The organism is Bradyrhizobium sp. UFLA05-153 (assembly GCF_054185185.1).
The window spans coordinates 19,698-33,302 of record NZ_JBBIAM010000008.1; the positions used below are offsets into that span (position 1 = coordinate 19,698).

General features: G+C 64.1%; 9 protein-coding genes. 3 read left to right on the top strand and 6 right to left on the bottom strand.

The window, feature by feature from the left end; genetic code table 11:
- Nucleotides 1-2,784 (top strand): malto-oligosyltrehalose synthase, encoded by a 2,784-nt coding sequence (gene treY / locus Q2941_RS07330; RefSeq protein ID WP_458192046.1) that lies wholly within the window; start codon nt 1-3, stop codon nt 2,782-2,784.
- A gap of 9 nt (nt 2,785-2,793) precedes the next feature.
- Here the strand turns inward: treY and Q2941_RS07335 are convergent, their stop codons facing one another.
- Nucleotides 2,794-3,111, bottom strand: coding sequence for a polyhydroxyalkanoic acid system family protein (locus Q2941_RS07335; protein ID WP_458192047.1), 318 nt, complete (start codon nt 3,109-3,111; stop codon nt 2,794-2,796).
- 173 nt (nt 3,112-3,284) lie between these two features.
- Between Q2941_RS07335 and Q2941_RS07340 the strand changes: the two genes are divergently transcribed.
- Entirely contained in the window at nt 3,285-3,449 is a 165-nt protein-coding gene (locus Q2941_RS07340; protein WP_211384334.1) for a DUF3309 family protein, read from the top strand.
- Nucleotides 3,450-3,609: 160 nt separating this feature from the next.
- Here the strand turns inward: Q2941_RS07340 and ligD are convergent, their stop codons facing one another.
- The gene (gene ligD / locus Q2941_RS07345; protein ID WP_458192048.1) at nt 3,610-6,261 is read right to left on the bottom strand and encodes a DNA ligase D; all 2,652 of its coding nucleotides are present in this window, start codon (nt 6,259-6,261) and stop codon (nt 3,610-3,612) included.
- Between the two features lie 120 nt (nt 6,262-6,381).
- On the opposite strand from ligD, the gene ku reads away from it, so the two are divergent.
- Nucleotides 6,382-7,266, top strand: coding sequence for a non-homologous end joining protein Ku (gene ku / locus Q2941_RS07350; protein WP_458192049.1), 885 nt, complete (start codon nt 6,382-6,384; stop codon nt 7,264-7,266).
- 69 nt (nt 7,267-7,335) lie between these two features.
- Here ku and Q2941_RS07355 read toward each other — a convergent pair whose 3' ends face one another.
- The 4 genes from Q2941_RS07355 to kdpB form a co-directional block, all read right to left on the bottom strand.
- Nucleotides 7,336-8,025 (bottom strand): response regulator, encoded by a 690-nt coding sequence (locus Q2941_RS07355; protein ID WP_458192050.1) that lies wholly within the window; start codon nt 8,023-8,025, stop codon nt 7,336-7,338.
- Nucleotides 8,022-10,745: a DUF4118 domain-containing protein gene (locus Q2941_RS07360; RefSeq protein ID WP_458192051.1), complete on the bottom strand. Its 2,724-nt coding sequence runs from the start codon at nt 10,743-10,745 to the stop codon at nt 8,022-8,024. The genes Q2941_RS07355 and Q2941_RS07360 overlap by 4 nt, the downstream gene beginning before the upstream one ends.
- A 40-nt stretch (nt 10,746-10,785) precedes the next feature.
- On the bottom strand, nt 10,786-11,388 hold the full coding sequence (locus tag Q2941_RS07365; RefSeq protein WP_458192052.1) for a K(+)-transporting ATPase subunit C: 603 nt from the start codon (nt 11,386-11,388) through the stop codon (nt 10,786-10,788).
- A 102-nt stretch (nt 11,389-11,490) separates the two neighbouring features.
- Nucleotides 11,491-13,605, bottom strand: a complete 2,115-nt coding sequence (kdpB, locus tag Q2941_RS07370) for a potassium-transporting ATPase subunit KdpB (RefSeq protein ID WP_458192053.1) — start codon at nt 13,603-13,605, stop codon at nt 11,491-11,493.

A 13,605-nucleotide genomic window follows, 5' to 3' on the forward strand; every position in this document is an offset into this window, starting at 1 on the left:
ATGCCTCCCTCAATCCCGCTCGCCACCTATCGCCTGCAATTCACCGCCGATTTCAACTTCGACGACGCTGCAACCGTCGTCCCCTATCTCCGGGCGCTCGGCATCACGCATGTCTACGCCTCGCCGCTGATGAAGGCGCGCAAGGGCTCGACCCATGGCTACGACATCGTCGACCACAGCCAGTTCAATCCGGAGCTCGGCGGCGAAGCCGGCTTCGTCCGTTTCAGCGACAGGCTGAAGCAACATGACCTTGGCCTGATCATCGACTTCGTTCCGAACCACGTCGGCGTCCACTTTGCCGACAATCCGTACTGGCTGGACGTGCTGGAATGGGGACCGGCCTCGCCGCACGCAGCTTCCTTCGACATCGACTGGGACCAGTTGCCGTATCGCGCCCGCGGCGGCGTGCTGCTGCCGATCCTCGGCTCGGCTTATGGCGAAGCGCTGGAGCGCAGCGAGATCGAGCTGCGCTTTGATGCGGGCGAAGGCAGCTTTTCGGCCTGGTACTTCGAGCATCGCCTGCCGATCGCGCCGGAGCGCTATGGCGAAGTCCTGCGGATGATCGTGAAGGAGGCGGATGCTACCGAGAGCGACGCGGGAAGGCGCCTGTTGGCGCTCGCCGAACGCTACAAGGGGCTGCGTCATCCCAACCGCGAGGAAGCGCCGGCGTTCAAGGCCGAACTAAAGGCGATCGCCGGCGCTCCCGAAATCATGGAGCGAGGCCTTGCCGCCTATCGTTCGGCCAAGGATCGCCCGACGCAAACGCTTGCCCTGCATCACCTGCTCGAGCGCCAGCACTACAAGCTCGGGCACTGGCGGCTGGCCTCCAGCGACATCAACTATCGCCGCTTCTTCGACGTCAACGGTCTTGCCGGCCTGCGGGTCGAGGACGCGAGCACGTTTGCGGCCACACACCGGCTGGTCAAGCAAGTGGTCGCGGACGGCAGGCTGCAGGGCATCCGGCTCGATCATATCGACGGCTTGCGCGATCCCGCGCAATATTGCCAGCGGCTGCGCCGGATCGTCCGCGACGCGCAAGGCCCCGCAAAGCCGTTTTACACCGTGATCGAAAAGATCCTGTGCGAGCACGAACGGCTGCCGCGCTTCGCCGGCGTTCACGGCACCACCGGTTATGAATGGATGAACGTCATCACCCAGGTGATGGTCGATGCCAAGGGCCTCGACGCGCTCGATGAGACCTGGCGGCAACTCAGCAACCGCTCGCCGCGGCTTGTTCCTTATCTCATGGAAGCCAAACGGCGCGTGCTGGACACGCTCCTCACCAGTGAATTCACCGTGCTGTCGCGCCTGCTCGCCCGCATTGCAAATGGGCACTATTCGACGCGGGACTTTTCGGCCGACAGTCTGCGGCAGGCGCTCGAGCTCTACGTGCTGCATTTCCCGGTCTACCGCACCTACATCACGACGAGCGGATCAACCGCACACGACCGCAAGCTGATCGAAGAGACCATCGCGCGCGCCCGCGCGGAATGGTTCGCCGCCGACGAGGGTATTTTCGACTTCCTGCGCGACGCCCTGACCATGGACCTGCTCAAGCCGGATCGGCCGCCGCACAGCACCCCGCGCGTGCGCCGCTTTGCGCTGAAGGTGCAGCAGTTCACCGGGCCGATGCTGGCGAAGTCCCTGGAGGATACGACCTTCTATCGCTATCACCGCCTGCTCGCGCTGAACGAGGTCGGTGGTGATCCCGCCGCAAAGGCTCTCGCGCTATCGATGTTTCACGAGGCCATGAAGGCGCGCGCCAGGGAATGGCCGCACGGCATGACAGCCACGGCCACGCATGACACCAAGCGCGGCGAGGACGCGCGAGCGCGGCTTGCCGCACTGAGCGAGATCCCGGGTGAATGGACCAGCGCGGTGGCACGCTGGAAGGTGCTGAACGCGCCGCACATCACGACGCATGGCGAGATGCGCACGCCGTCGGCGACGTTCGAATACATGCTCTACCAGACGCTGCTCGGCGCATGGGTGTCCGCACCGCCTGACGCGAGCTTCGTCGACCGCATCCAGGCCTACGCGCTCAAGGCTGCCCGCGAAGGCAAGGAGGAGACGAGCTGGCTCAATCCGAACGAGGCCTACGAGCAAGGTTTGCGGAATTTCATCGCGAAAGTCCTCGACCCCACAGTCTCCGCCGAATTCCTGGACGCGCTCCAGACCCTCGCCCGGCGCCTCGCCCTGCTCGGCGCGCTCAATTCACTTGGCCAGCTCACTCTGAAGGCGACACTGCCGGGCGTACCGGATTTCTATCAAGGCACCGAATTCTGGGATCTGTCGCTGGTCGACCCCGACAACCGTCGTCCCGTTGATTTTGCCGCGCGAAGTGATGCACTCGCTTCGCTCAAAAGTCCGGATTGGGACAGCCTCGCCAAGCATTGGCATGATGGCCGGCTCAAGCTCGCCTGGACGCGGCGGCTCCTCGAACTGCGCACCGAGCTTGTCGATGTCTTCACCCGTGGCGACTACCAACCGCTCGAGGTGAGCGGGCCGCACGGCGACCACGTCATCGCCTTCGCGCGGCGCCACGGCCGCGATGCCGCGATCATCGCGGTCGGACGGTTATTCGCTCCGTTTACCCAAGGTGGCCGTGAATGGCCGAGTGCGCAAGCATTCGACGCGAGCGTCAACGTGAAGGGGTACGCGATCGCAGGGCGCGACGGTGATGAACTGCGGCTCTCGCTGGCATTTCGCGCACTCCCCGCAACAGTGCTCAAGGCGCGCGTTGCGAGCGCAGCAAGGCTCGCGCGCCCCCTCGGGCAAGCCTGACGACAAGACCTACTTTCCGTCGCCTTTGGTCAGAAGCAACTGACCACGCTTGCGAATGGTGGTCTGCGCCAACTCGGCGAAGCGCTGCAACAGCCAGGGCAGCGTCACCTCGACCCGCACCTGATCCTCGCCAACGTCCACCTGGCCGGCTGCGACCTGACCGAGCGCGCGGATGCGGAAATTCATGCGGTCGCCCTCCCAACGCTCTTCCTCGACCTGCATCACCGGAATGCTGGCCGCTGCACGGCCAAGCCCGGACTTCAGACGACGCGCTGCCTCCTCGCGACCGAGCCGGTGCGGGATCGAAACGACGAGCGGTGCTGACATGGCAATGTCCTCTGCCCACTGATGTAAATCGGGCCGCGTCAGAACACAAAGGTTCCGCTGCGTGGTGCCTTCTTATCACGATCCGCGCGAGGAACTTTCACTATGACGGCAAGTTGCCCCGACGAAAATCGGAAGACAACGACCCTTCTTTGAGAGGGCGGGAGGAGATTTGCATGTCCATAGGTACCATCATTCTGATCATTTTGGTCATAGCCCTGCTCGGCGGCTTCAGTGGCATCGGCGGCGGTCCGTTCTATGGCACCGGCTATTACGGTGGCGGCGGACTGGGACTGATCATCGTCATTCTGCTGATATTGCTGCTGATGGGAAGGATCTAGCCGCGCACACGCTTTGGTAGGGTGGGTTAGCTCTGACTTCGGAGGGTGGGCAAAGGCGCGAAGCGCCGTGCCCACCTTTTCTATTTCAATCCGCGGAACGATGGTGGGCACGCTCCGCTTTGCCACCCTACGGTTTCCGCATCTGCGGCGAATAGTGTGACTACTTCGCCTTCCCCGCCAGCTTCTTGATCGCGGCCTTGATCGATGCCGCCGCATCATCATAGCCATCCCACGCCTTTGATCGTGCCAGAAGTCCCGGCACGGTGCGCAGCGTGTAGCGCCTCGGATCGAGATCGCTCTTCGCCTGCGCCCAGGTCAGCGGCATGGACACCGTCGCGCCGTCGCGGGCACGCGGCGACAGCGGCGCCACGGCCGTCGAGAGGCGATCGTTGCGCAGGTAGTCGAGGAAGATCTTTCCATTGCGCAGCTTTTTCGACATGTTGAGCAGATATCGTTCCGGATCGTCGTCGGCCATCCATCGGCATACGCCCTGCGCAAAGGCTTTCGCCTCCTTCCAATCCACCTTGTCCCGCGCACCGTGAAGCAGCGGCGCGACAACATGCATGCCCTTGCCGCCGGTGGTCTTGCAGAAGCTCTCCAGGCCAACATCGGACAGACGCTGCCGCATCTCCCTGGCCGCCTCGACCACATCGGGGAACGCCACGTCCGGCGCGGGGTCGAGATCGAACACCAGCCGGCCCGGCGTGTCATAGGCGTAAGGCGCGCAATTCCAGGGATGCAGCTCGACGCCGCCGATCTGCGCCACCGCCGCAAGCCCCTCGATCCGATCGACCTGCAAATATGGCTTGCGATCGCCGGAGACCTTTGCGAGCTCCAACAAATTCGACGTGCCCTGCATGGCATGGCGCTGGAAGAATTTCTCACCATTGATGCCGTCGGGCGCGCGAATGAGCGAGCACGGCCGCCCCTTCAGATGCGCGATCATCCATTCGCCAACCGCCTCGAAATATCGCGCGAGATCAAGCTTCGTGACGGGATCGCCATCCCCGCCATCCGGCCACAGCTCCTTGTCGGGCTTCGAGATGACGACGCCCATCACTTCGGCCGCGCCGGACTCCTTCTGCCGCCGACCTGCCTTCGCCTTGCTCGTCCGCGGCAACGGCTCGGCAAGCTCCGTCTTCGCCGGCCTCTCGGCTTCGACCTCCTCGGCCGGCTTGTCCTGCCGCAGGCCCTTGAACGCCGCCTGACGGATGTTGCCGTCGGCGGTGAAGCCCGCGAACTCGATCTCGGCCACGAGCTCGGGTTTCAGCCAGTGCACGTCGCGGGTCTTCTTCGGCGCGTTCTTGCCGCCGAACGGGCTCTCTTTGGCCTCCGCCGCCTTCAGAAGCGGCATGATGCGCTTGACCTTGTCGGCACCAAAACCGGTGCCGACGATGCCGACAAAGGCGAGATCATCGCCGCGGTGCACGCCAGCCATCAGAGAGCGGAATTTGCCGTTGGTGGTCTTGTAACCGCCGATCACGACCTCATGGCCGGCGCGACATTTTGCCTTGGTCCAGCTTTCGGTGCGCCCCGAACGATAGGGTGCGTCGAGCTTCTTCGAGACCACGCCTTCGAGCTCGAGCTTGCAGGCCGATTGCAGTACCGCATCGCCACCGCTCTCGAAATGCTCGACATAGCGGATCTGGCTCGACTTCTTCTTGCGCGCGCCCAGCAACTTCTTAAGCCGAGTCTTGCGCTCGCCGAGCGGCAACCGGCGCAGGTCAAGGCCGTCGGCAAACAGGAGATCGAAAGCAAAGAAGATGAGGTCATCGGTTTTGCCGTCCGAAAGCGCCGCCTGGAGCGCGGAGAAGCTCGGCGCTCCGTTGTGGTCGAGGGCGACGATTTCACCGTCGATCAGCACGTCCGGCAGCGCGCCGCCCTCCTTGGCGATCGATGCGAACTTTTCGGTCCAGTCGAGGCCTTTGCGAGTCTTGAGTGTCGCTTCGCCATCCTCGACGCGAAGCTGCACGCGGTAACCGTCGAACTTGATTTCGTGGCACCAGCCCTCGCCCGGGTGCGGCCGCTCCACCGGCGTGCAGAGCTGCGGCGCGACAAAGTCGGGCATCGCCGACACCTTCTTTGCGGTCGTTGCTGTCGTCGCCTTGCCCTTCTTCAGGGCCGCGCGCGGCGCAGGCTTGATGGTGCGCGTCTCTTGCTCGGCGCGATTGGACTGCCAGACCGCATCGGCCTGGCCCTTGGTGCCCTTCGCCAGCATGAACGGCTTTGGTGCGCGCCCTTTGCCTTCGGCGATCTGCTCCATCGCCCGGCCGGAGGCGACCGACTTGTCCGCGTCCAGGATGTCATTGCCCTTGCCTTCGCGGGCATAGTCGTCGCGGTGTTTGATCAGCAGCCAGTTGGTGCGTTTTTCGCTGCCGCGGTTGCGCATGCGCACGAGTACCCAGCTTCCATGCAGCTTGTCGCCGTGCAGCGTGAACTTCAGGTCGCCCTTCTTGAAGCCGCGCTCGGGATCTTCAGACTCCCAATAGCCGCGGTCCCATAACATCACCGTGCCGCCGCCATACTGGCTTTCCGGTATGGTGCCTTCGAAATCGCCGTAGTCGAGCGGATGATCCTCGACCTCGACCGCGAGCCGCTTGTCATGCGGGTCGAGCGAAGGGCCCTTCGTCACCGCCCAGGACTTGAAGACGCCGTCGAACTCCAGCCGGAGATCGTAATGAAGCCGGGTCGCGTCGTGCTTCTGGATTACGAAACGCCGCTGTTTCGACGGCGCTACCCTCGTCTCGCCTGATGGCTCCGGGGTGATCTCGAAGTCCCGCTTTTTCCGATAGGTGGAGAGGTTTCTCAGCACGACCGGTCCCGCATTTTCGTAAGTGCATTCGAGCCTATCACGGCCAAAGCCGCATCAGGAACCAAAACCCATAGCATTGGTTGGAGTTCCTAAAACACCTTGAAAACGCTGGAGATTGCAATGGCTCCCCGCGCCTATTGGAAAGGAACGTTGAAGCTGTCGCTCGTCACCTGTCCGGTCGCGCTCTACCCCGCGACCACCTTCGCCGCGAAGACGCGCTTTCACATGATCAACCGCGAGACCGGCAACCGCCTGAAGCAGCAGATGGTCGATTCCGAGACCGGCGACGTCGTCGAGGATGGCCAGAAAGTGCGGGGCTATGAGCTGCGCAAGGGCAAATATGTCGAGATCGACAAGGAGGAGCTCGAAGCCGTCCAGATCGAGAGCAACCACACGATCGAGATGGAGAGCTTCGTGCCGCGAGATGAGATCGACCAGCGCTATCTCGACCGTCCTTATTACATCGCCCCTGAAGGCAAGGCCGCGGTCGAAGCCTTTGCCGTGATCCGCGACGCACTGAAGGACCAGGACCGCGTGGCGCTCGCCAAGATCGTGCTGACGAACCGCGAGCACGTCATGACCATCGAACCGCTCGGCAAGGGCCTGCTCGGCACGACGCTGCGCTACCCCTATGAGCTGCGCGACGAGGACCAGTTCTTCGACGACATCAAAAGCCCGAAGATCACCAAGGACATGGTCGAGCTCGCCGGCCATATCCTGCACACCAAGGCCGCGCATTTCGACCCCAGAGAATTCAAGGACGAGTATGAGGACGCGCTGAAGGCGCTGGTGAAGCGAAAAGCGAGCGGCAAGAAGATCGAGCTGCCCGAGCCCGAGGAGCGGCCAAGCAACGTCATCAATCTGATGGACGCGCTGAAGCAAAGCTTGAAAGGACGAGGCAGAGGACGGGCGTCGGCGCGCTCCCATCCACGGCGGAGTACGAGCCGGCATCGCAGCACGCGTAAGACACATCGCGCGGCGGCGAGGCATCGGAAGGCAGGTTGATAGCCTGCGCAACGCGCATCGCCCTAACCCCTCATGGTGAGGAGGCAGGGTGACGCCTGGACAGCGAACTCAATCCCCCGCCTTCAACCGATACCCGATCCCCGTTTCGGTCAGCACATATTGCGGCCGCTCGGGATCGGCCTCGATCTTCTGGCGAAGCTGGCGGACGTAAACGCGTAAGTATTGCGCATCGGTCAGCTCGTCCCATAGCTCCTTCAACAGGAAGCGGTGGGTCAACACCTTGCCGGCGTGCTGCACCAGCACGCGCAGGAGATCGTATTCCTTCGGCGACAGCTTTATCTCGCGCTCGCCGACCTTGACGATACGGCGAACGAGATCGACGGAGAGATCGCCGCTACGGAACACCGGACGCTCGCCCTTGACCTGGAGCTGGTGCCGCAGCGCGGCCCGCAGCCGCGCCAGAAGCTCGTCCATGCCGAACGGTTTTGTCAGATAGTCGTCGGCACCGAGATCGAGCGCCTGCACCTTGCCGGCCTCATCGCCGCGGCTCGAGAGCACCACGATCGGCACGCTCTCGTTGCGCGCGCGGATGGTGCGGAGCAGCTCATGGCCCTGGATATCGGGCAGGCCGAGATCGAGGATGATCAGCGCCGGCTCCTCGGTGAGTTTTTCCAGCGCGGTCCTGCCGTTCGGCGCTTCCAGGATGTCATAGCCCTGTGTCGTCAACCCCATCCGCAGCAATTTGCGGATCGGCGGTTCGTCGTCGATGACCAGAACCTTGATCGATGGTGCGCTCATGCGGCGGTGTCCAATGCGTTGGTCTGCGCTGGGATCGGCAGGCGAATGGTGAGCACCGCACCGCTGCGATCCCCGCGGTTCGCAGCCGTGATCGTGCCGTGCATCGCCTCGACGAAGCCGCGGGAGATCGCAAGTCCGAGCCCGGTGCCGGGCCGGACATGATCGCCCTTCTGCACACGATAGAATTTGTCGAACACGCTCTCGAGCTCGCCCGGTGGGATGCCCTCGCCTTCGTCGGCCACCTCGAGCACGACACGGTCCTTGTCGCGCTGGCTGCGGATTGCGATGGTGGTATCCGGTGGCGAATACTTTGCCGCGTTGTCGAGCAGATTGAACAGCACCTGCTCAAACAGCACGGCGTCGAGCTCGAGCATCGGCAGGTCGGCCGCGAGCCGGAGATCGACCCTGTGGCGCGTCAGGATCTTGCTCGTGCGCCTCAGCGCACTACCGACGATTTCGCTGACGTCGTGCAGCGCCGTGTTCGGCACGATCGCGCCGGATTCGAGCTTGGTCATGTCGAGCAGATTGGCGATGAAGCGATTGAGCCTCTCGGATTCGTCGATCACGGTTGCCAGCAGGTCGCGCTTCTCGGTGTCGGACAGGGCGCCGGCGAGGTCACGCATGGTCGAGGCCGCGCCAAGAACGGAGGCCAGCGGCGTCTTCAGGTCGTGCGAGATCGAGGTGAGCAGCGCCGAGCGCAGCCGCTCGGATTCGACCGTGCGCTTGACCCGATCCATGTCTTCGACCAGCAGCACGCGCTCGATCGCGAGCGCGCCCTGGTCGACCAGCGCATCGAGCAGCCGGCGCTGATCGGGCGTTAGAAGCGGACCGGTGCGGTCGTTGTCGATGCCGATGACGCCGATCGGGCCACGCCCGGTGCGCATCGGCAGGAACAGGCGCTTTGCGCCGGGCAGCGTGTCTGAGCCGCGGCCGGCAGAGCGGTCGTTGCTCCAGGCCCAGTTGGCGGCGGCAAGGTCGGCCTGGTCAAGCTCATCCTCCGGCGGATAGCCCGACTTCACCGTCAGCAGGCCCTCCTCCGGCAGCAGCAGCACCACGCGAACCTTCAACATCAGAGCAATCTGGTAGGCGGTCGCCCACAAGACATCGTCGAGCGTCGCGGTGCCCGCCAGCTTGCGGCTGAAGGCATGGAGCTGCTCGGTCATCCTGATCCGGCCGATCGCGGTATCGGCCTGGGTACGCACGCGAGCCGCGACATTGGACACCAGCATCGCAACCACCATGAACAGCACGAAGGCCGCGACGTTGGTCGGATCTGTGATCGTGAACGTATAGATCGGCGGCAGGAAAAAGAAATTGTAGCAAAGCGACGCTACCACCGTGGCAAGCAGCGACGGCCAGAGGCCGTAGCGCACCGCAACGGCGACCACCGCCGTCAGCAGCACGAGATCGACATTCTCGATGCCGAAGTAGGGCTGGATCAGCTCGGCGGCGCCTAGTCCAAGCAGCGCGATTCCCAGCGCCTTGAGATAGGGGCGCGGATCGAACGGTTCCGTGCGGGCCGCCGTCTGCACCGCCGTCTTCGGCGCCGCCTCGCCGGGCAATTCGTCGCCGGAAATGACGTGCACGGTGATATTGCCGGAGCGGCGCACGAGGTCATGCACCACCGAGCCGCGCGTGATCTCGAACCAGCGCGAGCGCGTCGATTTTCCGATCACGATCTGCGTGACGTTGTTGCCTTGTGCGAAGTTGATGACGTCGTCGGCAATTCGACGGCCGACGCCGGGAATTGTCAGCGCCTCACCGCCAAGGGACTCGGCAAGTCGCAGCGTGTCGGCGAGCCGATCCCGCTCCGTGTCCGAGAGCTGGAGCGATCGCCGCGTCTCGATCGAGATCGCGGTGAATGGCGCGTGCAACCGGTCGGCGAGACGCTTGGTGTAGCGCACGAGGCCTGCCGCGCGCGGATCCTCGCTGACGCAAACCAGGATGCGCTCGCCCGCGGCCCAGGGGCCCGCGATGGCATTGGCCTGCATATGGGTGAGGAGCTGCTCGTCGACGCGCTCGGCGGTGCGGCGCAACGCCAGCTCGCGCAGCGCCGTGAGATTGCCCGGCGAGAAATAATGCTCCAGCGCCCGCTCGGCCTGCTTGGGCACATAGACCTTGCCCTCCTTCAGCCGCTGGATCAGATCGTCGGGCGTGAGGTCGATCAGCTCGATCGCATCCGCGCGATCGAACACCGAATCCGGCACGGTCTCACGCACCCGCACATGGGTGATTTGAGCAACGACGTCGTTCAGGCTTTCGATATGCTGGATGTTGACGGCGCTGTAGATGTCAATACCGTTCGCGAGCAGCTCCTCGACGTCGAGATAGCGCTTGGGATGGCGGCTGCCGGCCGCATTGGTGTGGGCGAGTTCGTCGACCAGGGCGATTTGCGGCCGGCGAGCGATCACCGCATCGAGGTCCATCTCCTCCAGGACCTGCCCGCGATATTCGAGTTTCTTGCGCGGAATGACTTCGAGCCCGCGAAGCAGCGCTTCGGTCTCCGCGCGGCCATGGGTCTCGACGAACCCGACGACGACGTCGATACCCGCCTTGCGCTTGGCGTGCGCGCTTTGCAGCATCTCGTAGGTCTTGCCGACGCCGGGGGCGGCGCCGACGAATATCTTGAGCTTGCCGCTCGCGCTCTCCTCCCGGCGCGCCGCTTCCAGCAGCGCCTCGGGCGAAGGACGTTGTTCGGGATCGCGGCGCTCTCTGACCATCAGCGCATTATAATCATCCGGCCACCGGGAGCCTAGGCCGCTACTTGGCGGCGCGGTCGAGCGCGAGGTTCAACGCCAGCACGTTGACCCGGGGCTCGCCGATCAGGCCCAGCAGGCGGCCCTCGGTGTTGGCGGCCACGATCTGCCTGAGCGTCTCCTCCGGCATGCTGCGCGCCTTGGCCACGCGCGTCACCTGGAATTGGGCGGCTTCCGGCGAGATGTGCGGGTCGAGACCGCTGCCGGACGTCGTGACCAGGTCGAGCGGCACGGGCTGGCCCGGGTTCTCCGCCTTCAGCTTGTCCACATCTTCTTTCAGCCGGTCGGCCAGCGCCTTGCTGGTCGGGCCGAGGTTGGAGCCGCCGGAATTGGCAGCGTTGTAGGGCGCGGACACGGTCTTGGTCGAATCATTCGGATCCGGCGCGACCGTCGCCGACAGGCGGCCGTGGAAATATCTGTCATCCCTGAACTCCTGCCCGATCAAGGCGGAGCCGATGACCTTGCCGTCCTTCACGATCAGGCTGCCTTGCGCCTGGCTTGGGAAGAGCACGCCGGCAATGCCGGTCATCGCGAGCGGATAGGCCAGTCCCGTAATGACAGTGAGCGCGACCAGCAGGACGATGGCGGGGCGGATTTCTCTGAGCATGTTGCGTCTCCTAATTCTCCGTCATTGCGAGCGAAGCGAAGCAATCCAGGCTGTTGCCGAAGGATCTGGATTGCTTCGTTGCTCCGCTCCTCGCAATGACGATTAAGCAAGGTGCAGGGCGGTAACCACGAGGTCGATCGCCTTGATACCGATGAAGGGAATGATGATGCCTCCAAAGCCGTAGACCATCAGGTTACGGCGCAGAAGCGCGCCGGCACCGACGGCGCGGTAGGCAACCCCCTTCAGCGCCAGTGGAATCAGCGCGATGATGATCAGCGCGTTGAAGATGATCGCAGACAGGATGGCGCTCTGCGGGCTCGTCAGGTTCATGACGTTGAGCACGTTGAGCTGCGGGTAGAACGCCAAGAACATCGCCGGGATGATCGCAAAATATTTCGCGACGTCGTTGGCGATCGAGAACGTCGTCAGCGCGCCGCGCGTCATCAACAACTGCTTGCCGATCTCGACCACCTCGATCAGCTTGGTCGGGTTGGAGTCGAGATCGACCATGTTGCCGGCCTCGCGCGCGGCCTGTGTACCCGTGTTCATGGCGACGCCGACATCGGCCTGCGCGAGCGCCGGCGCATCGTTGGTACCGTCGCCGCACATCGCTACCAGCTTGCCCTTGGCCTGCTCGTCGCGGATCAGCTTGAGCTTGTCCTCGGGCGTTGCCTGCGCAAGGAAGTCGTCGACGCCGGCTTCCGCCGCGATCGCGGCCGCCGTCATGGGGTTGTCGCCGGTGATCATGATGGTGCGGATGCCCATGCGGCGCAGCTCCGCAAAACGCTCGCGGATGCCGCCCTTGACGATGTCCTTGAGCTGGACGATTCCCAGCAGGCGACCGTCCTTGGCAACCGCCAGCGGCGTACCGCCCGATTTCGACACCTCATCCGCGATCGCCTGGATCTCGCGTCCGACCTCCGAGAGCGCGGACGGTTGCACGGCACGCATCGTGTTGCCGGAGGCGACCGCCTGCGGCGCGCCGCCGCCGATATAGTTGAGCATGGCATCGATAGCGCCCTTGCGCACCGATACGCCACCGGCATCGACGCCGCTCATGCGAGTCTGCGCCGTGAAGGGGATGAAGGTGGCGCCAAGCTCGGCCATGTCGCGGCCGCGTATGCCGTATTTCTCCTTCGCCAGCACGACGATGGAGCGGCCCTCCGGGGTTTCGTCGGCGAGCGAGGCGAGTTGCGCCGCATCCGCGAGCTCCTGCTCGGTCACCCCGCGCACGGGACGGAACGCGGTCGCCTGGCGGTTGCCGAGCGTGATGGTGCCGGTCTTGTCGAGCAGGAGCGTGTCGACGTCGCCGGCGGCCTCGACGGCGCGGCCGGACATCGCCAGCACGTTGAAGCGCACCAGGCGGTCCATGCCAGCGATCCCGATCGCCGACAGCAGCGCACCGATCGTGGTCGGGATCAGCGTCACGAACAGCGCGACCAGCACGATCACCGAGATCGAGCCGCCGGCATAGGCCGCGTAGCTCGGAATGGTGACGGTTGCGAACACGAAGATGATGGTGAGGCCCGCAAGCAGGATGTTGAGCGCGATCTCGTTCGGCGTCTTCTGCCGCTCGGCGCCCTCGACCAGCTTGATCATCCGGTCGATGAAGGTCGAGCCCTGCGCCGCGGTGATGCGGACGCGGATCCAGTCGGACAACACCTGCGTGCCGCCCGTCACCGCGGAACGGTCGCCGCCGGATTCACGGATCACCGGCGCGGATTCGCCGGTGATGGCGGCTTCGTTGACGGAGGCGACGCCTTCGATCACCTCGCCGTCGGATGGAATCGTATCGCCGGCATCGACCAGCACGATGTCGCCAACCTTCAGGCTCGTGCCCGGCACGAGTCTGAAGCTACGGTCGGAGCCGGTCAGCAGCTTGGCCTGGCTTTCGGTGCGGGTCTTGCGCAGCGACTCGGCCTGGGCTTTGCCGCGGCCTTCGGCAACGGCTTCCGCGAGATTGGCGAAGAGCACAGTGAACCACAGCCAGAGAATGATCTGGAAGGTGAATCCAAGGTTCGTTCCGCCGGTGAGGAGGTCGCGCAGGAAGATGACGGTCGTAAGCGCGGCGACGATTTCGACCACGAACATCACGGGGTTCTTGATCATCAGCCGCGGATCGAGCTTGACGAAGGAAGCACGGATCGCAGGCACGACGATCTTCGGATCGAGCATCGCCGACATCGGAGCACGTTTTTGCAGTTTCATCGTTTCCAT